The sequence below is a fragment of the Streptomyces sp. SID12488 genome (assembly GCF_010548275.1).
Taxonomy (GTDB): Bacteria; Actinomycetota; Actinomycetes; order Streptomycetales; family Streptomycetaceae; genus Streptomyces.
In genome coordinates this window covers 20,911-43,463 of sequence record NZ_JAAGLT010000021.1, presented here as the reverse complement: position 1 = coordinate 43,463, position 22,553 = coordinate 20,911, and the positions used below count along the sequence as shown (strand labels likewise).

Below are 22,553 nucleotides of genomic sequence, written 5' to 3'. Positions count from 1 at the left end.
GGCTGTCCGGCCCAACAGGTCGGAGTCCCGTGGAGCGTCCGTCAGTTCTCCGTCCGCGCCCTCAGCAGAAGCAGCGCGATGTCGTCCACCCGCTCCGTCACCCCCGCGCCGAACTCGACCAGCCCGTCGGCCAGTTCGTCCAGCGGCTGGTCCCCGATCGCCGCGAGCCGTCGGCCGAGGGCGGCCAGCGTCTCGTCGATGTCGACGCCCGGGGACTCGATCAGCCCGTCGGTGTACAGGGCGAGAACGCAGCCCGGCAGCAGCTCGACCTCGGTCGTCGGGTAGCTGGCCGAGGCGTCGATCCCCAGCAGGGGACCCCCGGCCAGGTCGAGCACCCGCACCTGTCCGTCCGGATGTCTCAGCAGCGGCTGCGGATGCCCCGCACGGGCCATCACCGCCCGGCCGGTGACCGGATCGAGCCGCAGATACAGACAGCTCGCGAACAGCTCGGTCCCGAGGTCGATCAGCAGCCGGTTGGTGCTGCTCATGACCTCCTCCGGCGCCTGACCGACGGTCGTGTACGCCCGTACGGCCGTACGGATCTGGCCCATCAGGCCGGCCGCCGTCACGTTGTGCCCCTGGACGTCTCCGATCACCGCCGAGGCCCGCCCGTGCGACCACACCAGGTCGTAGAAGTCGCCGCCGATGTCCATGCCCTGGGTGGCGGGCAGATAGCGCGCGGCGGCCTCGAAGCCGGGCAGCGACGGCAGGGAACTCGGCAGCAGCGCGGCCTGGAGGCCGTGCGCGACCCGGTGCTTGGCGTCGTACAGCATGGCCCGCTCCAGAGCCTGGGCGATCAGACCGCCGAGGCTGGTCAGGACGGCGCGCTCGTCGGCGGGGAACGTGTGCTGTTCGGCGTAGCCCAGCACACAGGTGCCCACCGGACGTCCGGACGCGATCAGCGGGAGAAACGCCCAGGCCGCCGTCGGACCGGACATCTCCCGCACCGCCGGATACGCCCGCTCCAGCTCCCCCCGGGACTCGAAGAAAGCGGGCACACCGGTGCTGAGGACCTGATTTCCCGGGGTCTGCGCGGTCCGAGGCAACCCGTCGAACCGCTCCACGAGCTCTGGGTCGGTGTACCCGCGATGCCCCACCACGCGCATCCGCCCGCTCTGCGAGCCCAGCAGTACGAGCGTCTGACAACCAGCCGCCGGCATGATCTCGTCCGCGGCCAGCTGGATGACGTCCTGGACGCTCGCCGCCTCGGTGAGCGCCCCCGCAAGGGACAGCACCTGCGAGATCGTGACCAGGCTGGACGGCCCGCCGGGCCTGCGCCCAGCCCGTTCCAGCTCGGCCACCGCCCGCGCCCGGGTGATGCGGACGCTCAGCCCGGTCGCGCTCGGATACAACCGGAACGACAGCCAGTCGCCGGGCGGGCGCAGCGCCACGAACGAGGTGACGTGCAGGCTGAACAGCGCGGCGCGGTAGCGGTCCTCGTACACCGGATCGTCGAGCCAGGGCACCGAAACCCACAGCTGGGTGCCCAGCAGAGCGCCCGCTGGGACACCCAGCAGGTCCGCGGCAGCCGCGTTGACGAAACCGACCCGCCCGTGCAGGTCGAGCGAGCACAGCCCGTACGGCAGCCGCGCCACCATCCGTGCCGCCTCGACCGTGCCGAGGGGGTCGGCCGTGGGTGCCTCGGGCGAGATGGCCAGCAGATCCGCCTCGGGCCGCAGCGTACGGTGCTCTGCTGCGGCGCGCTCCAGACGCAGCGCCAGCCGGTCGCAGGCCGTGCCGAGCTGCCGGCGCTCCCGGTCCGACAGCTCCGGCGAATGCGAACCGGGCCAGGTCACGAAGACCGCCCCGTACACCGTGGAGGCGGTCGCCACCGGCACGGCGGCCAGGGTGAAGGGGTAGGGCAGCACCACGGCGACCCGCGGGTACCGCCGGGCCATGTCCTCCTCGCCGCCCACCCAGATGAACCGCCGCTCGCGCGCCGCCTCGGCGACGGGGACCGGTGCGCCGATCCCGACCCGCTCCCAGGGCGCCGCGAACGCCCGGGGCAGCCCCGCCATGACGGCCATCTCCAGCACCGACCCGCCCGGGGCCAGCAGATACACCCCGCCCGCGAGGGCCCGGACGTCCTCCATCATCCCCGCGAGCGCCAGCGACAGCAGCGGCTTCCCGAACGAGGCCGAGCGGGCGTCTCCCCCCGGCCGTCCGCGCGCGGAGGCCCGTCCATCGGCCATCGGGCCACCTCCTCACCGGGCCGGGTGCTTCCGACTCAAGGCTCTGTCCACTCGGCCCTTCGCGCACGGCGAGCGGGCTCCGGCACACCCCGGGCCCAAGCGCCGGCGCCGACAGGCCGGGCCTCCACGCGAAGATTTGGGAGTCCTTTGGTCCAGGGCAGGCACCTGACAGTCGCCGTCCGCTTGTAGTCCGTCTATGAACGCGGGCCCCAGGTCACTCAACAACTTCACATTGGCAGCGGAAAAGCGGACCACACCCCTCTGAGCTGCCATGCTCACAACCCCCGACGGAGGTGGCTGTGACCTCGATTGCGGAAACCCTGGGATCGTCCGTGCCCACTGCGCGTACCACGGCGGAACGACTCGCGGACCTCACCGCCCGGCACCAGCGGGCCCTGGCCGGCGGCTCCGAGGCAGCCGTCGCCCGGCAGGCCGCCCGTGGCCGGCTCACCGCCCGCGAACGCGTCGCCCGGTTACTGGACGAGGGGTCCTTCGTGGAGACCGGCGCCCTGGTGTGCGCCCGCACCGGCACGGGCACCGAGGCGTACGGCGACGGCGTGGTCACCGGCTCCGGCACTGTCGGCGGACGGCAGGTGTGCGTCTTCGCGCAGGACGCCACCGTCCACGGCGGCAGCATGGGTGAGGCGTTCGGGGAGAAGGTCGTCAGGACGATGGATCTGGCCCTGAGCACGGGGTGCCCGATCATCGGCCTGAACGACTCCGGTGGCGCCCGTATCCAGGAGGGTGTGGCCTCCCTCGCCCTCTACGCCGAACTGGCCCGCCGTAATGTCCAGGCGTCGGGCGTCATTCCGCAGATCTCCGTGATCATGGGGGCGTGCGCGGGCGGTGCCGCCTATTCGCCGGCCATCACCGACTTCACCGTCATGGTCGACGGCACCTCGCACATGTTCGTCACCGGCCCGGACGTCATCGAGGCCGTGACCGGGGAACGTACGACGGCCGAGGAACTCGGCGGCGCCCGCGCCAGCAACTCCGGGAACGGCAACGCCCATTTCCTCGCCGAGGACGAGGACGACGCCCTCGACCTCGTCCGGGTTCTGCTCTCCTACCTCCCGGCGAACAACCGCGAAAGCCCGCCCGAGTATGCCTTCGAACCACGGGCCCTCGACGCCACTCCCGGCGACCTGCGCCTGGACGGCATCGTCCCCGACCGGCCCGAGGCCGCGTACGACATGCGCGAGATCCTACGGACGGTCGTCGACGACGGTGAACTGCTCGAGGTGCACGAGCTGTTCGCGCCCAACATCCTCTGCGCCCTGGCCCGCGTCGAGGGCCGCTCCGTCGGTGTCGTCGCCAACCAGCCGCTGCACAGCGCCGGTGTGCTCGACATCGACGCCTCCGAGAAGGCCGCGCGCTTCGTCCGCTTCTGCGACGCGTTCGGCATCCCGCTGCTGACCTTCGCCGACGTCCCCGGCTATCTCTCCGGCACCCACCAGGAACAGGCCGGGATCATCCGGCGCGGCGCCAAACTGCTGTACGCCTACGCCGAGGCCACCGTGCCCAGGGTCACCGTCGTGGTCCGCAAGGCCTACGGCGGGGGATACGCCGTCATGGGCTCCAAGCACCTCGGAGCCGACGTCAACCTCGCCTGGCCCAGCGCCAGGATCGCCGTGATGGGCGCCGAGGGCGCGGTCAGCGTGCTGCACCGCCGTGAACTCGCGGCGGCGGCGGCCGACGGCGAGGAGACCGCGGCGAAGCTGAGGGCGAAGCTCGTGGAGGAGTACGACACGGCCTGGGCCACCCCCTACGCGGCCGCCGCCCGCGGCTACATCGACGCGGTCATCGCGCCCAGCACCACCCGGGCACACCTCACCCGGGCGCTGCGCACACTGCGCGGCAAACGTGCCGCCGTCCCCGACCGGCGGCACGGCAACATCCCGCTGTGAGTGCGGCGCAGCCGTAGCCAGCCACAGCCAGCCGTAACCACATGCCCCCGGACGGGGACACGACCAGTGACGTGAGGAGCTCCCCCATGCCCGCGCACGCCCTGCCGCACGCCCCTGGCAGATCCTCCGCAGCACCGGAACACCTGGCCACCCTGCCCGCCCATCTCGCGCACTGGGCCCACCACACCCCCGGCCGCCGCGCGTTCACCTTCGCCGACCACACCTCTCCCGGCCTGTCCGGCAGCCTCCGTACGCTCACCTGGCACCGCCTCGACATCCGGACCCGCGCGGTCGCCGCCCGGCTGGCCGAGACCGTGGCGCCCGGCGAACGCGTCGCGCTGCTCACACCCCAGGGCACCGACTACGTCATCGGCTTCCTCGCCGCGCTCAGGGCCGGCATCGTCGCCGTCCCCCTGTTCACCCCCGACCTGCCCGGACATGCCGACCGTCTGGCCGGAGTCCTGGCCGACGCGCGGCCCTCCGCCGTACTCACCACCAGCGGCGCGGCCGACTCCGTACGCGCCTTCCTCGACGCCCACGACCTGCGGCCCAGCCTGGTCGTCACCGACCTCGTCCCCGACGACCGGGCGGGCGGCCCGCTGCCACCCGCTCCGGACGAACGGACGATCGCCTACCTCCAGTACACGTCCGGATCGACCCGCTTTCCCACCGGCGTCGAGATCTCGCACGCGAACGTCGTGGCCAACGCCCGCCAGGCGCTCACCGCATACGGCGTCGGCACCCCCCTCGCCACCACGGTCGGCTGGCTGCCGCTCTACCACGACATGGGTCTGGTGCTCAGCGTCGCCGCTCCCGTCGTGGGCGGGCTGCTGTCCGTCCTCATGGACCCCGTCGCCTTCCTGCAGCGGCCCGCCCGCTGGCTGCGCCTGCTCTCCGACCACCCGGGCACTCTCACCGCGGCGCCGAACTTCGCGTACGACTACTGCGCGGCCGTCGTCACCGACGAGGACAAGGCCGGCCTGCGGCTGGACCGGGTCGCCGTGCTCGTCAACGGCAGCGAACCCGTACGGCCCCAAACCGTCGACCGTTTCCACGCGGCCTTCGCCGAGCAGGGCCTTCCGGTCGACGTCCACTGCCCGTCGTACGGGCTCGCCGAGGCCACCGTCTTCGTCAGCGCCCACCGGCCCGGACAGCCGCTGAGCCGGTACGCCCTGGACCGGGAGGCGCTGGCGGCGGGCAAGGCTCTCCTGGTCGCTCCCGACGACCCCGCCGCGGTTCTGCTCGCCGCCTGCGGTGAATCCGTCGGGCAGTCGGTGCACATCGTCGACCCGGCCACCGCGATCCCCCTGCCGGCAGGGGAGGTGGGCGAGATCTGGGTCCAGGGACCCAACGTCGGGCGTGGCTACGCGGGCAGTGAGCCGCAGACCCGTGAGACCTTCCATGCCCGGCTGGGGCGCCTGCCCGGTCACTGGCTGCGCACCGGCGATCTCGGGACGATGCTCGACGGGCAGCTCCTGGTCACCGGCCGTCTGAAGGACCTGATCATCGTGGACGGCCGCAACCACTACCCGCAGGACGTCGAGGCCACCGCGCAGGCCGCCCACCGGGCGATACGTCCGGACCGTCTCGCCGCCTTCGCCGTCCCCGCCGATCACGCCCCCGGTGGCGGCGCGGCGGCCGGGGCCACCATCGCCGCGGAGCGCGCGGTGGTCGTCGCCGAGTACGCCCGAGGCCTGTCCCCGCAGGCCCGCGACCACAAGGAGGTCGCCGCCGCCGTACGCGCCGCCGTCTCCGCCCGGCACGGCCTGCGACTGACCGACGTACTGCTCGTCCCACCCGGGGCCGTGCCCCGCACCTCCAGCGGCAAGGTCTCCCGTACGCTGACCCGCTCGCGCTATCTCGACGGCTTCTCCTACAGCTTCGAGCGGGGCCTGGCATGAGCGGGTCCCCTACCGACTCCGTCGGCCTGCGGCGGCTGGTCGTCGAACGGGTCGCCCACTGGTCCGGGGTGCCCGGTGGGGACATCGCGGGAGACCGGCCGCTGGCGGAGCTCGGGCTGTCCTCCCGGGACGCGGTCGCCATCGCCGGAGAGCTGGCCGACGCGCTTGGCAGGGAACTGCCGGCGACGCTGCTGTGGGAGACGTCCACCGTCAATGGACTGGTCGCCCTGCTCAGCGGTGGTCCGGCCCCCGGCCAGGCTCGCGGCCCGGCCGTCGGGCACGCCCCCCGGGCCGACACCGAAGAGGAACCGGTCGCCGTGGTCGGCGTCGGCTGCCGCCTCCCCGGCGGGGTGCAGGGCCCCGACGACTACTGGCGGCTGCTCGTCGAAAGCGGCGACGCCGTCGACCGGGTGTCCGAGGAGCGCCGGCGGGACTTCGTCACCCAGGAGCCGCCGGACGCCAGCCCCTGGGGCGGATACCTCGACGACGCCACCCTCACCGGATTCGACTCCGCCTTCTTCGGCATCTCCCCGCGCGAGGCTGACTCGATGGATCCGCAGCAGCGCATGCTGCTGGAGGTCACCCAGGAGGCCCTCGACCACGCCGCCATACCCGCCGCCTCCCTGGCCGGCACCAACACCGGGGTCTTCGTGGGCGTCTCCGCCCCCGACTACAGCCGACTCACCGCCGCCGACCCGGCAGCCCTCGACGCCTGGGCGACCACCGGGGGCGCCACCTCGATCTCGGCGGGCAGGCTCAGCTACGTCTACGATCTGCGTGGCCCGAGCGTCGCCGTCGACACTGCCTGCTCCTCCTCCCTCGTCGCCGTCCACCAGGCCTGCGTCGCGCTGCGCGGCGGCGACTGCGACACGGCGCTCGCCGCCGGGGCCAACGTGCTGCTCACCCCGGTCGTCACCGTCGCGTTCGGCCGTGCCGGTGCCCTCTCGCCCGACGGCCGGTGCAAGCCGTTCTCCGTCACCGCCGACGGCATCGTCCGTGCCGAGGGCTGTGCCGTGGTGGTCCTCAAGCGGTTCAGCGACGCGCTGCGCGACGGCGACCGGGTCCTCGCCGTCATCACGGCCACCGCCGTCAACTCCGACGGCCGCTCCAACGGCCTCACCGCACCCAACCCGGCGGCCCAGCGCGCCCTCCTGGAGACGGCCTACGCGCGCGCCGACGTCGATCCGTCGACCGTGGACTACGTGGAGGCGCACGGCACCGGCACCCCGCTCGGCGATCCCATCGAGGCGGGCGCACTGGCCGCCGTCCTGGGCCGCGGACGCCACCCCGACCAGCCGCTGCTGCTCGGCTCGGTCAAGAGCAACCTGGGCCACCTGGAGGCAGCCGCGGGGGTGGCAGGGCTGGTCAAGGCCATTCTCGCACTCCACCACGGCGTCATCCCCGGCTCGTTGCACGGCGACCGGCCGGCTCTGGACAACCAACCTCTGAGGCTCGTCACCGAACCCGAACCCTGGCCCCGCTACAGCGGCACCGCGACCGCCGGAGTCTCCGCCTTCGGCTTCGGCGGCACCAACGCGCACGCCGTACTCGAGGAGTGGCAGCCCGGCCGGCCCGCCGCCGTGCGAGCCCTCCTCACCCCCGGCACCGCGACCCTGGTGCAGCTCAGCGACGCCGATCCGGCCCGGGTCCGGCACACCGCCGGACGGCTCGCCGACTGGCTCGGCACGCCCGACGGGAGCGCCGCCCGGCTCCAGGACGTCGCACGCACCCTCGCCGGGCGCGCCGGCCGCGGCGCCGCCCGCGCGGCCGTCGTCGCCCCCGACCGCGACGCACTGACCGACGCCCTGCGCGCGCTGGCCGCAAGCCGCCCCCATCCATACGTCAGCACCGGCGACCGGGACCGGCTCGGACCCGGCCCGGTGTGGGTCTTCTCCGGCTACGGCACCCAGTGGGCCGCCATGGGCCGACAACTCCTCGGCTGCGAGCCCGCGTTCGCCGCCGCCGTGGAGAAGCTGGAGCCGGTGCTCGCGGCCGGGTGCGGCATCTCCCTGCACGAACTGCTCGCCGACTGCACGGACGACGACCTGCGACAGGTCGAGACCGCCCAACCCCTCCTCTACGGCACCCAACTGGCGCTGGCCGAACTCTGGCGCTCCTACGGCGTTCAGCCCGTCGCCGTCATCGGGCACTCCATGGGCGAGGTCGCGGCGGCCGTCGTCGCCGGGGCACTCGACCCCGCCGACGGCGCCCGTGTCATCGCCGTACGGTCCCGGCTGCTCGCCACGTTGCGCGGCGGGGCGATGGCGGTCGTGGACCTGGCCGACGACGAACTCGGTGACCTGGAGCGGAAGTTCCCCGGTGTACACCTCGCCGTGCACTCCTCGCCCCGGCAGAAGATCGTCACCGGTGAGGCACAGGCTGTCTCGCGGCTGGTCGACCACCTCGAGGCACAGGGCCGCCCGGCCCGCACCATGCCCGTCCAGGGCGCCGGGCACTCACCCCAGGTCGAGCCGCTGCTGCCCGAACTGACGGCCCATCTGGGCGGAATCCAGGGCCGCACCGACGGTGCCGTCCGCGTCTACTCCACCGTCCACGACGACCCCACCCGTCCCGGTACCTTCGACGCCGCGTACTGGGCGGAGAATCTGCGCCGCCCGGTCCGGCTCGCCGGTGCGCTGGCCGCCGCCGCGGCCGACGGGCACAACACCTTCATCGAGATCTCCCCGCACCCCGTGCTCCTGCACCCCCTCGCCGAGAACCTGCCCGGCGCTCTCCACCTGCCCACCCTGCGCAGAGGCAACGACCCCGCCCTCACCTTCCGCAGTCAGCTGGCCGCCCTGAACGCCGCGGGCCACCCTTTCCCGGCCCGTCTCCTCCACCCGCACGGCGAGGTCGTCGACGTTCCGCTCCCGTCCTGGCGCCACACCCGCCACTGGTGGACGCACGGAAACGGCAGCCTGTCGGCCGACGTCCCACAGCACGAGCGCACACTTCCGGAGGCCGATTCCCCAGCGCCGCCGGAGCCGGGGACCGGTCCCGGGTCGGTCACCGAACGGCTCGTCCGCCAGATCGCCGCCATCACCGGCCACTTCCCGGAGCAGATCACCCCCGAGACCCCGCTCACCGACCTCGGCCTCGACTCGCTCATGGCCGTCCGCCTGCGCGAGGCCGCGGTGCGCGAGTTCGGAGTCTCGCTCTCGCTGAGCGACCTGTTGCTGGCCGGCACCGTGCAGGCCGCCGCCGACGTGATCGCCCTCTCCCCGCGCGACGAACCGCGGGAACGCCTGCCACGCACTCCGGTCGCCCGTCGCCCCGCGGCCCGGCCCATGCCGTACCCGCTGCGCGTCCTGAGGCCGGAGGGCGACCGACCGCCGTTGATACTGGTTCATGCCGCGGGCGGCACCCCGGACGTCTACCGTCCGCTCGCCGGGCTGCTGGCACCCGGGCTGCCGGTGTACGGGGTGGACAGGGTCGAGGAGGTGGACACGGTCGCCGCGAGGGCGCGACTGTGCGCCGAGGCGATCCGCAAGGCGTGGCCCGATGGCCGCTACCGGATCGGCGGATGGTCGTACGGCGGGTTCGTGGCGCAGGAGGCCGCCCGGCTGCTCGCCGCCGAGTTCGCACCCCCCGACGCGGTGGTGATCATCGACTCGGTACGTCCGCTGCGCCCGCCCGGACAGACCGCGTGGGACGTGGCCCGCGAGCACTTCGAGGGATTCACCGCGTACGTGGCCCGCACCTACGGCGCGCGGCTGGACCTGCCCTACCCGCAGCTCGCGCGGCTCGACGACCGGGGCCGTATCGACCTGGTGCTGGAAGCCCTGAGCGCGGTCGCCGACATCCCGCCCGCCGCGCTGGAACACCAGCGCACCTCGTACCTGGACCTGCGGACCGGCGAGACGCACACCCCCCGTTCGTACGACGGCCGGGTGATCCTCTACCGCGCCACCGAGCCCGCGCCGCACACGGTGCGCGATCCGGCGTACGAGCGTGAGGACGACGCCCTCGGTTGGGACGAACTCTGCCCGGACCTGAAGATCGTCCGCGTCCCGGGACACCACCTGTCACTGCTCGACCCGCCGCACGCCCAGGTTATCGCCGACCACCTGAACCGGGCCCTCGGCTGAACACCCCGTTCGCCGACATCACCTCACAAGGAGCCGCCCGCCATGTCCGACCACCCGTCCGTTCCTCGCCACGGCCTCTCCCGCCGCACCCTCGCCAAGGCCGCCGCCCTCGGTGTCGCGGGCGCGCTCACCGGAACCTGGCGAGCCTCGGCCGCCGGCGTCACCGCCACCCAACTGGGTCCCCGCACCTACGACCTGAACATCCCCTCGGCCGCCCTGGGCCGAACCGCGCCCGTGCGGATCATCCTGCCGACCTCCTACGCCGCCCAGCCGGGCCGCACCTGGCCGGTGCTCCACCTGCTGCACGGCGCGCACGACGACTACAACTCGTGGACCCGCGAGACCGACATCGAGGCGTTCACCGCCAACCGGGATCTGATCGTGGCCATGCCGGACGGCGGGCCCACCGGCATTCCCACGCGCTGGAAGACCGGCCCCGACCACGAGACGTTCCAGCTTCGGGAGGTCACCGCGGTCCTGCGCGCCTCCTATCGAGCCTCCACCGTCCAGGCCGTGGCCGGGGTGTCGACCGGCGGATACGGAGCCATGGCGCACGCCGCCCGCAACCCGGGAACGTTCGTGGCCGCCGCGTCGTACAGCGGAATCCCCGCCACCACCGTGACGAACATGCCGAAGATCGTCGAGGCGATCGTGCGCCGGGAGAATCTCGACCCCCTGATGCTGTGGGGCGCCCCGACGACCGACTCCGCCGTCTGGGAGGACTTCAACCCCGTGGCACGCGCGAGCGGCCTGCGCGGCACGGCGCTCTACGTTTCCGTCGGCACCGGCAGTCTCAACGGAGGGCTCGGCGCCGTCCTCGCCCTCCTGCAGATCATCACCGGCGGCACCGGTTCCGTGACACCCGGGGTCCTGGAGAGCCTGGTGACAAGCTCCACGCAGAACTTCGTCACCACTCTCGGCCAGCTGGGCATCCCGGCCACCCAGCACGTCTATCCGGGCGGCGGGCACCAATGGAGCGACTGGCAGCGGGAGTTCACAAGCTCCTGGCCGGTCCTCGCCAGAGCGCTCGGCCTGCCGGCCTGACCCGTACGGGTATGTACCCACGGCCTTGTCGCGCACGGACAAGGCCTTGGCTCCGACTTGTAACTCCCGTACAGGGCACCAGAGTTCGGCGGAGGGATATCGTCGTCGGTCATACCGCCTGACCGACGGCAGGAGCAAACAGCATGGATCCCTTCGCCGTTGTCCCCCAACGACTGGCAGAGTTCCTGCGCCCGCAGCTCGACGAGATCGCCGGCGAGGTCGAGCGCGAGGTACAGCTTCAGGTGCCCGAGTACGCGCGGCCGGCCGACGACGCGTACGTGCGGACGATAAGAGCCGGAGTCAACCAGGCCCTGACACTCTTCGTGGACCGCATCGCCGACACCGGCAAGAAGCGGGACCTGGAGCACGTCGTCCACACCTACCAGGAGATCGGGCGTGGCGAGTCCGGCGAGGGCCGCGGCCTCGAAGTGCTGCAGGCCGCGCTCCGGCTCGGCGGGCGGGCCGCGTGGCGGCGCATGATGAAGGCCGCCGACGAACTCACCCTGGACTCCGGTGAAGTGGCCGCGCTGGCGGACGCGGCCTTCACCCACATGCACGAGATCATGCAGGCGGCCACCGAAGGCCACACCGAGGCCCGGTTGCGCAGCAGCGGTGAGTTGCAACGGCGCCGCAAGCGCCTGCTGGACCTGCTGCTCGCCGACTTGCCCGCCTCGCCGGAAACCGTCGAGGAACTGGCCCGCGCGGCGCGCTGGCCGGTGCCGCGGCGGGTCGCCGTCATAGCCGTGGGCGGGACCGGGCAGGAGGAGGACGAACGGCAGTTGCTGCCCGCCGGAGTGCTGGCCGACATGACCGCCCGCCCGGCCCGGCTGGTCATCCCGGACCCGGACACCACCGGCCCCTCGCACGGACGAGCTCTCGCCCCCGCCCTGCGGGGCCGGCCGGCCGCGGTCGGGCCGACGGTGCCGCTCGCCCAGATCGCGGACTCGCTGCGCTGGGCGGCCCGTGCCCTGTCGCTCATACAGCGCGGTGTCCTGCCCGGCGAAGGCCTGGTCCGGTGCGCCGACCATCTCTCGACGCTGATCCTGTACGCGGACGAGTCGCTGGTCCGGGCCCTGTCGCACCGGGTTCTCGCACCGCTCGCCGGAATCCCGGCGCCGCAGCGCGACCGGCTGGCGGAGACGCTGCTGGCGTGGCTGCAGAGCGAGAGCAGCGTCGGTGGCACCGCCCTGCGGCTGCACCTCCATCCGCAGACCGTGCGGTACCGGATGCGCCAGCTGGAGAAACTGTTCGGCGATTCCCTGCGGGATTCCGAGACCCGTTTCGAGCTGGAACTCGCCCTGCGGGCCGGCGCGGCCTCCGGGTCGCCCCGCGAGCATCTCCAGCCGGTACCGGAACCCGTCCGCCTGTCGGTTTCCTCCGTGCGCTCGACCGGCGGCTGAACCTCTTCGCACCCGCACCCGCCCCGGCTACTTGGTCTTCCCAATGCTCATCCGCCGAGGAAAACCGGGACCACATTTGTCAATCGAGTGACTAACACAGATATTGCGCGGCGGCCTACCTTTTGGGGCAGCCCATTCGCCGCGCGGTCACTCCAGGAATTCGGATACGGGGCCGGTCGCGCACGACGTGCGGAGGTTCGACCATGCGATTTTCGTGGTTACGTCGAAAACGCGTATTAGCTAGCCTGTCCTCGCCGGCAGCGCGGGCCTGGCCGTCCAGGCCGCCCCCACCGCCTCAGCGGTGGCGTGTTCGGACATCGAAGTCCTTGTCGCCCGTGGCACCTTCGAACCAGGCCCGCTCGGCACGGACGGCTCCCTCGGCCTGATTGTCGGTGATCCGGTCTTCGCCGCCCTCCGACAGGCGATCCCCGGGAAGACGCTCACCAGTTACCAGGTGGCCTGTCCGGCGGACCTCACCCCCACCTCGCCGACTTAGGGAAATGCGGAAATGGTGAGCCGCGTCGTGGGTCAGGCGGCGGTCTGTCCAAATCGGCGATTCATTCTGGTCGGCTACTCGCAGGGCGCCAATGCGGTCGACAATTCGATCGGTATCAGCAGTGAGAGTGTTCGGTAACCCCATCGGATTCCTGGGCAAAAAAGTCACGGGAACATACGCGAGCCGCACCATCGACTTCTGCGCCACAGGCGACCCGTTCTGCCAGTTCGCCGGTACGGACATCTCCGCCCATCTCGGCCACACGGTCAACGCGGAAGAGGCAGCAGCCTTCGCCGCAGGCAAGCCCTGACCCCGGTATCCCGTTCCCGCAGTCCCCAACCCCCTGTGTGGGCCGCCGTCTTCACCCCGAGCCGGGGATCGGCGACCCGTCTCCACCACCCGCACCCGTACCGGAGGAACCCGCATGCCCAGATACGTTGTCTCCGCTCTCGCAGGCGCCGCCGCCCTGACGGCCCTGGCCCTCCTCTCCACCGCCACCGCCTCGGCGGACAGCGCCGTGCTCACCTACGGCGCCGCCGGCGGCAACGCCGTCTCCGTCGGCGACGTATTCACCGCCTCGCTGGCGACCGGCACTACGGCCAGCATCACCACCAGCCTCAACGGCACCTCGGGCATCACCTGCTCCGGCTCGACGCTCTCCGCCACGGTGACGTCGAACCCGGCCGCCCCCGGCACCGCCACCGAGTCCGCGACCTCCCAGACCTTCAGCGGCTGCACCAGCAACGTCTTGGGCGTCTCCGCCGTCCAGAGCCTCACTGTCAACGCCCTGCCGTACAACACGTCCGCCGCCTCCGACGGCACCGTCACGGTGACCCCGGCCTCGGGCAGCGCGATCCAGACCACGGTCGTGCTCTCCACCCTGCTGGGCTCCGTCACCTGCGTCTACCGGGCGCCCAGCCTCACCGCGGTGAGCAGCAACAGCACCAACAGCCTGACCTTCACCAACCAGGCGTTCACCAAGTCCTCAGGCTCGTTCCTGTGCAACAGCAAGAGCTACTTCACGGCCACCTACGCCCCCGTGGTCGACAGCAGTGTCAGCGGCGCCCCCGCCGTCTACACCAACTGACAGCCCCCCGAGAGGACTCCCGTGAAACTGCTCCGCCCCCGTGCGCTCATGGCGACCCTCGCGATCGTCGCCTCGATCGCCATCGCCGCCCCCTCCCAGGCCAGTGCCGCAAACCCCTACCAGCGCGGCCCGAACCCGACCGAGGCGATCATCACCGCCGCCACCGGCCCGTTCGCCACCGCTACGGCCAACGTGCCGTCAGGAAGCGGCCCGGGCTTCAACAACGGCACCATCTACTACCCCACCGACACCAGTCAGGGCACCTTCGGGTCCATCGTCGTCATGCCGGGCTTCTTCGCCGCCCAGTCGCAGATCGCCTGGTACGGACCCCGGCTGGCCTCCCAGGGCTTCGTGGTGCTGACCCTGGACAGCAACGCGCCGTGGGACCCGCCAGGTGACCGCGGTAGCCAGCTGCTGGCCGCGCTGGACTATCTGACGACCAAGAGCGCGGTGAAAAGCCGGATCGATCCCAGCCGGTCGGCCCTGATCGGCTGGTCGATGGGAGGTGGCGGCACGCTGGAAAGCGCGGCGAACACTCCGTCCCTCAAGGCGGCGATCCCCCTGGCGCCCTGGGACGTGACCAACGTCGGTGACCAGATCAAGGTGCCCACCATGATCTTCGGCGCCGACGGCGACACGGTCGCCTCCGTCGCCCAGTTCGCCCTGCCCGCCTACAACGCCATAACCAACGCCCCCGACAAGGCGTTCATCAACCTGAAGAACGCCGACCACTTCACCTTCGCCGAGCCCAACACCACGGTCGCCAAGTACAGCATCGCCTGGCTCAAGCGCTTCGTCGACAGCGACACCCGCTACAACCAGTTCCTGTGCCCGGCTCCGAACGACCCCAACACGGTCGACTTCCAGATCACCTGCCCGGTGTAACCCACCGGGAGCGAAGGGCGCCTGACGGACATCTGTCCAGTTCGGGCGCCCTTTCTCCGTGCCCGGAAGAAACCCGCCTTCCTCGGCCCGCCCGCCGCGCCGCAAGGTCGTCCTACGCGTCTACGTGGGGGTGGCGCCGGACAGCGAGTCGTCAGCGTCGTCCTGCTGCACGAGGACCGTTCCGTACCCGCGCGACGATCCCGCACGACGGACAACGAACGGCTCGTCGTCACCGTCCTCGATCCGCCCGAACCCGAGTCCGACGTGGTTCCGCCACGCACCCTGTTGGCCGGTTCTGCACGCCCTGGAGCCGCCGCGAGAGACGGAAGCCGAAAAGGGGGCACACGCGACAGCGGTGAACCCGGGGCGATGTGAGTGAAGGAGCGGCAGTGATCCGAGTACTTCTGGTGCACGACGCGTGTCTGATGCGGTCGGTCCTGGCGGAGTGGCTGAGCAGAGAGTCCGACCTCGGTGTGTCCGACGCCTCCTGGCAGCGGGCCGGGGGCAGAGTGCGGTCGCTGCGGCCCGATGTCTGCGCGGCCGACCTGGAGAGCCTGGACACCTACGGCATACCGCCGCTGGGCGAGTTACGGGGGCGCGGGGCGGGCGCACCCGCCCCGCGGCTGCTGGTACTGGCCAGCGCCGAAAGGCCGGGCCTGCTGAAGCGGGCGGCGGAGGCGGGCGCGCTGGGCTACGTCGACAAGGACAGGGAGGGGGCGCCGGAGCGACTGGTGTCCGCCATCCGGAAGGTCGCGGCGGGGAAACGTTTCGTCGACGACTCGCTCGGCTTCGGCTTCCTCAGAGCCACCCAGATTCCGCTCACCCCGCGTGAGCTGAGCGTCCTGTCACTCGCCGCGGAGGGGTCGTCCGTCGCGGAGATCGCCGGCAGCCTGCACCTGTCCCACGGAACCGTGCGCAACTACATGGCGGCCATCACCCGCAAGACCGGAGCCCGCAACCGCGTCGACGCCATCCGTATCTCGCAGGGCGAGGGCTGGCTCTGACGGCTCCGACGGCTCGGACGGCATCGCCGACCAGCTGCCCACCAGATCGCGGTAGAGGGACGAGCGCTCCAGCAGTTCGTCGTGCGTCCCGTACGCGCAGTGCCGGCCGTCCATGACGAGGACGCGGTCCGCCCGGCGCGCCGAGGCGATCCGGTGCGCGACCACGACCAGGGTGGTGCCGGCCCGGGAGGCGAAGGCCCGCTCGGCGCGTTCCTCGGCCGCCGGGTCCAGATGACAGGTCGCCTCGTCGAGGAGCGCCACACAGGCGTACGAGAGCCAGGCCCGCGTCAGCGCGATCAGTTGGCGTTCCCCCGCCGACAGCGTGGCCGGTTCGACCAGGCCCCCGGGACCGCCGTGCCGGGCGAGGAGCGGGGCGAGCCCGACCGCCTCGGCGGCGGCCAGCAGCTCGGACTCGGGCACGGGATCCGGCCGTAGACAGCCGAGGTTCTCGGCGAACGTCCCGCCGAACACGTATGCCTCCTGAGGTATGACGACCCGGTGCGCGTGGGCGGTGTCACCGGGTACCGGATGCCCGCACAGCCGGATCGCGCCGTGCCGGGGTTCGAGGAGTCCGGCGGCCAGCGAGACGAGGGTGGACTTGCCGATGCCGCTGGGGCCGACGACGGCGAGTCGCGTGCCCGGGGGCAGGCTGAGGGTGAGGCCCTCGAAGACGGGCGCACTGGTGGGCCCGTAGGCGAAGGTGAGGCCGGAGACGGTCAGGGCGGGCGCCCTCGCGTGGGTGTGGGTGTGGGCGGGGCGGGGGTCCGGACCGCTGCCGCCTTCCGCCGCCGGACCGGGCGGCACCAGGCGGCGCAGTACCACCGCGAGCCGGGAGCCGCTCGTGCCCATGCCGTGGACCAGGTTCTGGAGGGCGGGCAGCAGGGACTGGGTGACATAGGCGAGCGCGCCGACCAGCGCACCGGGTGTGACGCCGCTGCGCAGCAGCCAGGGCGCGGTCAGCAGCAGCAGGACGATGGGGAGCTGACCGCCGACGGCGATCGACGCCACGCGGGGCACTCCCCAGTGGGCCAGCGAGCGGGCCGTCCGCAGCTCGGCCTCGACCCGTTCGCCGACGTCGGCCGCCACCTGCTCCTCCGCGCCTGCGGCGGTCACGTCCCGCAGTCCGGCGCAGACGTCGCCGAGCCGGTCGGCGAGGCGTTCGTCGGCGACGAGGAAGGCCTCCTGGCGGTGCGCCAGCGGGCGCATGCTCGCCGCGAACAGGCCGACGCCGGCGACCAGCGGGGGCACCACCACCAGCAGCAGGGGCGGTGCCAGCGAGCCCAACCCGATCAGCGCGCCCGCGGCCGTGAAGACGAAGGAACGGGAGACCATCACCACTCCGGCGAAGGTGTCCCGGGCGATCTCCACCTGCTGGGTCAGCGCGGAGAGCGCCCCGCCCTCCGCCTCCCGGACCCCGCGCGCCACCACCCGCTCCACGAGCCGGTCCCGCAACGGCTCGACGAGGGAGGCGACCGCCCGGTACACCCGCCCGGTGCCGTACGCCCCGACGGCCACCGCGAGCACGGCGACCCCCAGCCACCCGAGTCCGACGCCCGTCCGGCCGCGCAGGAACCCCTCGTCGAGGGCGCGGGCGAGGGCGTAGCCCATGAGGAAGGTCTGCGCGGTCTCCAGCACGGACCACAGCACGAGCCGCACCACGACCCGCCGCTGCTGCCGCAGAAACCGCAGCCCACGCGCGCCTAGGCCGTACCTCCCGGCCGGCTGCCGCCGGGCGCACTCACCCTTGCGCATCCGCGAACACCTCCCGGTATCCCTTCTCGCGCCACAGTCGCGCATGTGTTCCGACCGCTCGCATCCGTCCTCCGTCCAGCCAGGCCACCGTGTCCGCGCGGGCCGCCGTGGAGACCCGGTGGGCGACGATCACCCGGGTGCCGCCGGGGGAGTGGTGCAGCAGGGCGTCGACGACCTGGTGTTCGGTGACCGTGTCGAGGCTGGAGAGTGCGTCGTCGAGGACGAGCAGCCTGCTGTCGCGGGCCAGCACCCGGGCGAGGCCGAGGCGCTGCCGCTCGCCCCCGGACAGGGGCGCGTCCCGGCAGGGGGTGGCGTAGCCGTCGGGCAGCCGGCGTACGAACGTGTCGGCGCGGGCGGCGGCGGCGCCGGCCCTGATCCGGTCGGGCGGTGCCGCCCGGACGCCGAAGCCGATCGTGTCCGCGACGGTGTCGCCCAGCAGGGCGGGGCGCTCGAAGGCACAGCCGATCGCGCGGCGCAGCTCGTCGTGGTCCAGCTCGGGCAGCGGTACGCCGTCCAGGAGCACGGTTCCGTCGTCGGGATCGGCCAGGCGTCCGGCGAGGGCCGCGAGGAGGGACTTGCCCGCGCCGGAGCGGCCGACCACGGCGAGTGTGCTGCCCCCGGGCACGACCAGGTCGACGCGGTCCAGGAGCGTACGTCCGCCGCGGCGGGCCGTGACCCCGCGCAGCTCCAGCCGGCCCTGCCCCGGCGGCAGGCGGCGGCTGCCGTACACCGTCACCGGTTCGGCCAGCACCTCGCCGAGGCGCCGGGCCGACGCGCGGGCCCGGACCAGCCCCGACAACTGCCCGACCAGGACGCCCACCCCGGCCGCCAGGACGGCGTACCGCGAGGCGGCGAGCATCTCGCCCACCGTCAGCCGGCCGTGGACCAGCAGGACACCCGCCACTGCCACGACACCCAGTTGCAGCAACGGGGCCAGGGCGACCGCCCGGGCCGCCGCGCGCCCTTGGACGTGCCACATCCGGTGGCCCGCGCGGGTGAGTTCGGGCAGGGGCCGCAGGACCCGGGCCACCTCACGGTCCGCCGTGCCGCACGCGGCGATGGTGCGGGACCCGCCGATCGCCTCCGCGAGCCCGCTCGCGATCCGCCCCTGGGCGTCCTGGTAGTCGGCCACGCACCGGGAGGAGTCCTGGGTGAAGGTCCGCAGCAGCAGGGCCAGCAGAGGCGCCCCGGCGAGGAACACCGCCGCCAGCCACGGGTCGAGCAGGCCGAGCGCCACCACCGCGCCGACCGGTCCGGCGAGCGCGGCCACGAGCGCGGCCAGGGCGGCGGGCGCGGTCCCCGCCTGCGCGGCGTTTCCGACCAGGCGGGCCACCAGGTCGCCGGACCCGAAACGCTCCCCGGCCCGTGGGCCCACGGCGAGCAGATGCCCGGTCAGCCGGTGCCGCAGCCACGCCGTGGCGCGGGCGCTCGTGGTCCCGCTCAGCACGGTCTCCACGGCGTCGAGGACGGCGAGCAGCAGGACGATTCCGGCGCACCACAGCACCCAGCGCATGGCGCCGGCACCGCCCGGGGTCGTCAGCAGGGCGTCCAGGGCCCGCCCCAGGGTCAGCGGCAGGGCCAGGCTCAGACCGGTCGAGGCCGTGGCGACCAGGAACAGGACCGCACAGCGTCCCCCGGTGCGGCGCACGGTCGCGCGCAGCGGCGAGGCGGTGTCCGCGGCCCGGGCCGGCCGGTCATGGGTGGTTGTCGTCATCGGGTGGGCCCTCCGACGGGGGATGACGGACCGCCGGGCGGGCCTTCCCACGAGTGGGAAAGACCGCCCGGCGCCCCTGCGGAAGTGCTTACAGACAGAGGGTGACGCTGGCCGCGCTGACGCAGGACAGCAGGCTGAGCGTGCTGTAGGCGCCCGTGGTGGCGGTCTCGTCGGACTCCATCGTCTGAAGGTCGAGCAGTGCCATGTCGATTCCTTTCGTCGGTCCCGGTGGGTTCCGGGATCTTCTGTGGGGACGGGTGTCGTGTCACGACTCCTTGTGGGGAGCCGCGTTCTGGGGCCGCCGTAGCGGCGGGAGGAAGGGCAGTGCGGCGGGGGCCGTCTCGTCGAGGGCCGCGCCGAGCGCGAGCAGACAGCCCGCGGTACCGGTGCCCAGGTCCATGGAGAGCCGCATCATCTGGTGCCCGGGGAAGGCCAGTTGGCCCTGGTACGACATCGCGTACCAGCCGAGCCCCGCGATCTGTTCCCGCTGCCGTGCCTCGGGGGCGCCGGTGCGGGCGAGGTGCAGGATCATGCCGGCCCTGCCCTGGAACAGACCGGGCTGGGCGTAGAAGCGGGAGGCGGCCGCGGTCAGGATCCGGTCCCGGGCCTCCTCGAAGCCCTCGCGCCCGTCGGAACGGGTCCGGGAGCGCCCCTCGGCCGCGTCGAGTGCCAGGTAGTCGTCGAGGACCAGGCCGATCCCCACGCTGCCTTCCGCGAGGTACGGCATGGTCCGCCATCCCTCGTCGACCTCGAGACCGCCGCCCCGCTGGACGACGCAGCGGTCCAGGTCCCGGCGCAGCGCCGTACCGGCCGCTTCGAGCAGCGCGGGGTCGCCTGTCGCCTCGTACTGCCGGAGGAACAGCAGCGCGGGCCCGCTCGCGCCCCGCAGCAGCCCGGCGCGGCGCTTCGACGGGTCCGGGAGCGGCTCGTCCAGACGGCTCACCAGGATGTCAGTGACGTCCTGGGCCCGCTCTGCGAACTCCGGCTCCCCGGTAGTGCGCGCCAGCCCGCCGAGGACCAGGCCCAGCCCGGCGAGACCGCCGCGCAGGTCCGAGGAGAGCTTGTGCCACTTCTCCCGGAGGACGACGTCGATCAGGTCCAGCGCGCGGGTGCGGTGCCCGAGCAGGTCGAGGACATGGGCGACGCCCGCGAGTCCGTCGTACAGCCCCAACGGCGTGCCCACCGGCACCGGGTCTGTGTGGGCCAGCAGCCAGCGCTCGCCCTCCTCGTACCGTTCGGCGCCCGCGTGGGACAGCGCGTACAGCACCCCGGCCGCGCCGTGCGCGACGCCGAGTCCGCCGCCGTCGGAGAACTGGGTGATGTCACCCGGGAAGAGGCGGTCGTCGCGGTCGGGGGTGGCGGAGGCGAGGATCGCCTTCACCATCGAGTCCCGGCTGTACGGCCAGTCGCCGGGCTCCACGGGAACGGCGGGCGGCGAGGGCGCGGGGCGACCGGGTCCCGGCGCGGACACGTCACGGGTGATCTCGGCGACCGCCCCGGCCAGGAACTCCGCCGGTACGTCCGGGAACTGGCCGGCGATCACCTCGGCCAGGTGGGCCGCCTTACCGCGGTCCACCACGAACAGGGTGGTCAGGGGCATGAAGAACGCGAGCCGCAGACACGCCAGCGCGTACCGGTCGACGTCCAGGCCCCGGCGGTCGGGCGGGGCGAAGAACCCCGGGTGGGCGACGACCTGGCGGCCCCGCTCCTCGACCGGCGCCGCCGCCTCGAAGTCGACCAGGGACACCGACTCCTCGTCGGGCGCGACCATGATGTTGAAGATGTGCAGGTCGTTGAAGACGATCCCGCGCGCGTGCACCGCCTCGACGGTCTCCTCGACCGCACGGTGGATACGCAGCGCCCACCGCGTGTAGGCGGCCACCGCCTCCGGATCGGGATCGTGGGTGAGCAGCGGGTGGCGCTCGGCGAAGAAGGAGTTGAGGGGGCGCCCCTCGATGAAGTCCATGACGAGGAAGCGGTGGTCCCCGAGCGTGAACCAGTCACGCACCTCGGGCACCGTCCCGAGCCCCGACACCTGTTCCAGCGCCGCCCGCTCGCGCTCCAGCCGACTGATCGCGTCCGCGCCGTCGGCCGCCAGGCCCGCATGCGGACGCCCCTCCTTCAGGACGACCCGACGCCCGTCGCGCGTGTCGGTGCCGACGTACACACCGCCGCCGTTGGAGAAGTGCAGGGCCTTCTCGATGCGGTACGGCAGGTCACTCACGGTTGTCGCGTTGCGGGCCGCGAGCTGCGCCTCCAGGAACTCGGGCAGCCGCACCCACTCCGGGACCTGGAAGGAGGGCGCGCGCCGGTCCGGCACCAGCCGGCCTTCGCCGTCCCGGACAGCGGGCACGAGCGAGCCGCGCTCGTCGACGACGAAGGAGCGCGCGAACGCCCCGTAACGGACGTACAGCGGACCGTCGTGCCAGCGCAGATCGGTGAGGATGTACGGGCCCTCGCAGCCCTCCAGCAGCGCGCCCAGCTCGGTCAGCACCTGATGCAGAAGGTCCTCGTCGGCCGGGTAGATCGTCACGAACTTCCCGCTGCCGTCCCGGCCCGCGTACTTGGTGTTCCGTAGATGCAGCAGATGGGGGCCCGGCAGGAACTTGAACGGGATCCCGCGCGGCACGCAGTAGTCCCACACCGCCGCGGCGATCCGCTCCGCGTTCGCCCGGGTGGCGGAAGCGTGCACCTTCCAGCCCTGGGTGGGTCCGGGCAGCGGGTCGCCGTCCGGACCGAGCGGCGTCAGTGCCAGCCAGTCGCCGATCCGTCCCGCCCGCCAGCCCTCCGGCACCGCACGGCCGGCCGTCTCGAACAGGGGAGCGGCCTGGCCGGCTGCGGAGAGTCGGTCGGGCGTCTCGTAGAAGTGCTGGTCGGCGAGTGCGTACACCTCGTACCGCTGGTCCATGCCCGCCTCCTCGATGGCTTGCACCGAGCCTTCCAGTCCGTGCACGGGTCCCGACAGTCACAGCTGTCACGAGAGCACTGTGCGGAACGCACGGGTGGGGGCCGGGGCGAACGCCCGGAGCGTCAGGGGCTGCGCCTGCGCCCCATACGCGCTGTAATGACGACGTGGTCAGTGA

12 protein-coding genes and 2 pseudogenes are annotated in these 22,553 nt (G+C 72.8%); 9 read left to right on the top strand and 5 right to left on the bottom strand.

Annotated elements, in window-relative coordinates; all coding sequences use genetic code 11:
- Window positions 1-41: 41 nt before the first annotated feature.
- Complete coding sequence (locus G3I56_RS27795) at window positions 42-2,192, bottom strand: SpoIIE family protein phosphatase (RefSeq protein WP_164413581.1); 2,151 nt, start codon at window positions 2,190-2,192, stop codon at window positions 42-44.
- Window positions 2,193-2,524: 332 nt separating this feature from the next.
- On the opposite strand from G3I56_RS27795, the gene G3I56_RS27790 reads away from it, so the two are divergent.
- From G3I56_RS27790 to G3I56_RS27750, 9 genes and pseudogenes are all read left to right on the top strand, one after another.
- Window positions 2,525-4,099: an acyl-CoA carboxylase subunit beta gene (locus G3I56_RS27790; protein WP_343240071.1), complete on the top strand. Its 1,575-nt coding sequence runs from the start codon at window positions 2,525-2,527 to the stop codon at window positions 4,097-4,099.
- A gap of 86 nt (window positions 4,100-4,185) precedes the next feature.
- Window positions 4,186-6,000: a fatty acyl-AMP ligase gene (locus G3I56_RS27785; protein WP_164413579.1), complete on the top strand. Its 1,815-nt coding sequence runs from the start codon at window positions 4,186-4,188 to the stop codon at window positions 5,998-6,000.
- Window positions 5,997-10,088 carry a type I polyketide synthase gene (locus tag G3I56_RS27780; RefSeq protein ID WP_164413577.1) on the top strand — a complete coding sequence of 1,364 codons (4,092 nt, stop codon included), beginning with the start codon at window positions 5,997-5,999 and terminating at the stop codon, window positions 10,086-10,088. The genes G3I56_RS27785 and G3I56_RS27780 overlap by 4 nt, the downstream gene beginning before the upstream one ends.
- Before the next feature lie 42 nt (window positions 10,089-10,130).
- Window positions 10,131-11,132 carry an alpha/beta hydrolase-fold protein gene (locus tag G3I56_RS27775; RefSeq protein ID WP_164413575.1) on the top strand — a complete coding sequence of 334 codons (1,002 nt, stop codon included), beginning with the start codon at window positions 10,131-10,133 and terminating at the stop codon, window positions 11,130-11,132.
- Window positions 11,133-11,275: 143 nt separating this feature from the next.
- A complete protein-coding gene (locus G3I56_RS27770) occupies window positions 11,276-12,532 on the top strand; it encodes a PucR family transcriptional regulator (protein ID WP_164413573.1) in 1,257 nt (418 codons plus the stop codon).
- Window positions 12,533-12,800: 268 nt separating this feature from the next.
- Window positions 12,801-13,338: pseudogene (locus tag G3I56_RS27765) on the top strand (cutinase family protein).
- Between the two features lie 114 nt (window positions 13,339-13,452).
- Window positions 13,453-14,115, top strand: a complete 663-nt coding sequence (locus tag G3I56_RS27760) for a Tat pathway signal sequence domain protein (RefSeq protein ID WP_164413571.1) — start codon at window positions 13,453-13,455, stop codon at window positions 14,113-14,115.
- Between the two features lie 21 nt (window positions 14,116-14,136).
- Window positions 14,137-15,000: an alpha/beta hydrolase gene (locus tag G3I56_RS27755; RefSeq protein WP_343240070.1), complete on the top strand. Its 864-nt coding sequence runs from the start codon at window positions 14,137-14,139 to the stop codon at window positions 14,998-15,000.
- Window positions 15,001-15,389: 389 nt separating this feature from the next.
- Entirely contained in the window at window positions 15,390-16,004 is a 615-nt protein-coding gene (locus G3I56_RS27750; RefSeq protein WP_343240069.1) for a response regulator transcription factor, read from the top strand.
- A 297-nt stretch (window positions 16,005-16,301) separates the two neighbouring features.
- On the opposite strand, the pseudogene G3I56_RS45105 reads toward G3I56_RS27750, so the two are convergent.
- The 4 genes and pseudogenes from G3I56_RS45105 to lanKC all read right to left on the bottom strand — a co-directional run.
- Window positions 16,302-16,853, bottom strand: a pseudogene (locus G3I56_RS45105) (ATP-binding cassette domain-containing protein); the annotation flags it as partial.
- A gap of 889 nt (window positions 16,854-17,742) precedes the next feature.
- The gene (locus tag G3I56_RS27740) at window positions 17,743-19,470 is read right to left on the bottom strand and encodes an ABC transporter ATP-binding protein (protein ID WP_164413568.1); all 1,728 of its coding nucleotides are present in this window, start codon (window positions 19,468-19,470) and stop codon (window positions 17,743-17,745) included.
- An 88-nt stretch (window positions 19,471-19,558) separates the two neighbouring features.
- The gene (locus G3I56_RS27735) at window positions 19,559-19,675 is read right to left on the bottom strand and encodes a SapB/AmfS family lanthipeptide (protein ID WP_164413566.1); all 117 of its coding nucleotides are present in this window, start codon (window positions 19,673-19,675) and stop codon (window positions 19,559-19,561) included.
- A gap of 60 nt (window positions 19,676-19,735) precedes the next feature.
- Window positions 19,736-22,378 (bottom strand): class III lanthionine synthetase LanKC, encoded by a 2,643-nt coding sequence (gene lanKC, locus G3I56_RS27730; protein WP_164413792.1) that lies wholly within the window; start codon window positions 22,376-22,378, stop codon window positions 19,736-19,738.
- Window positions 22,379-22,553 lie beyond the last annotated feature (175 nt).

Coding starts and splice junctions, on each gene's coding strand:
- G3I56_RS27795 (WP_164413581.1), bottom strand. CDS start 2,192: ATGGCCGATGGACGGGCCTCCGCGCGCGGACGGCCGGGGGGAGACGCC.
- G3I56_RS27785 (WP_164413579.1), top strand. CDS start 4,186: ATGCCCGCGCACGCCCTGCCGCACGCCCCTGGCAGATCCTCCGCAGCA.
- G3I56_RS27780 (WP_164413577.1), top strand. CDS start 5,997: ATGAGCGGGTCCCCTACCGACTCCGTCGGCCTGCGGCGGCTGGTCGTC.
- G3I56_RS27775 (WP_164413575.1), top strand. CDS start 10,131: ATGTCCGACCACCCGTCCGTTCCTCGCCACGGCCTCTCCCGCCGCACC.
- G3I56_RS27770 (WP_164413573.1), top strand. CDS start 11,276: ATGGATCCCTTCGCCGTTGTCCCCCAACGACTGGCAGAGTTCCTGCGC.
- G3I56_RS27760 (WP_164413571.1), top strand. CDS start 13,453: ATGCCCAGATACGTTGTCTCCGCTCTCGCAGGCGCCGCCGCCCTGACG.
- G3I56_RS27740 (WP_164413568.1), bottom strand. CDS start 19,470: ATGACGACAACCACCCATGACCGGCCGGCCCGGGCCGCGGACACCGCC.
- G3I56_RS27735 (WP_164413566.1), bottom strand. CDS start 19,675: ATGGCACTGCTCGACCTTCAGACGATGGAGTCCGACGAGACCGCCACC.
- lanKC (WP_164413792.1), bottom strand. CDS start 22,378: ATGGACCAGCGGTACGAGGTGTACGCACTCGCCGACCAGCACTTCTAC.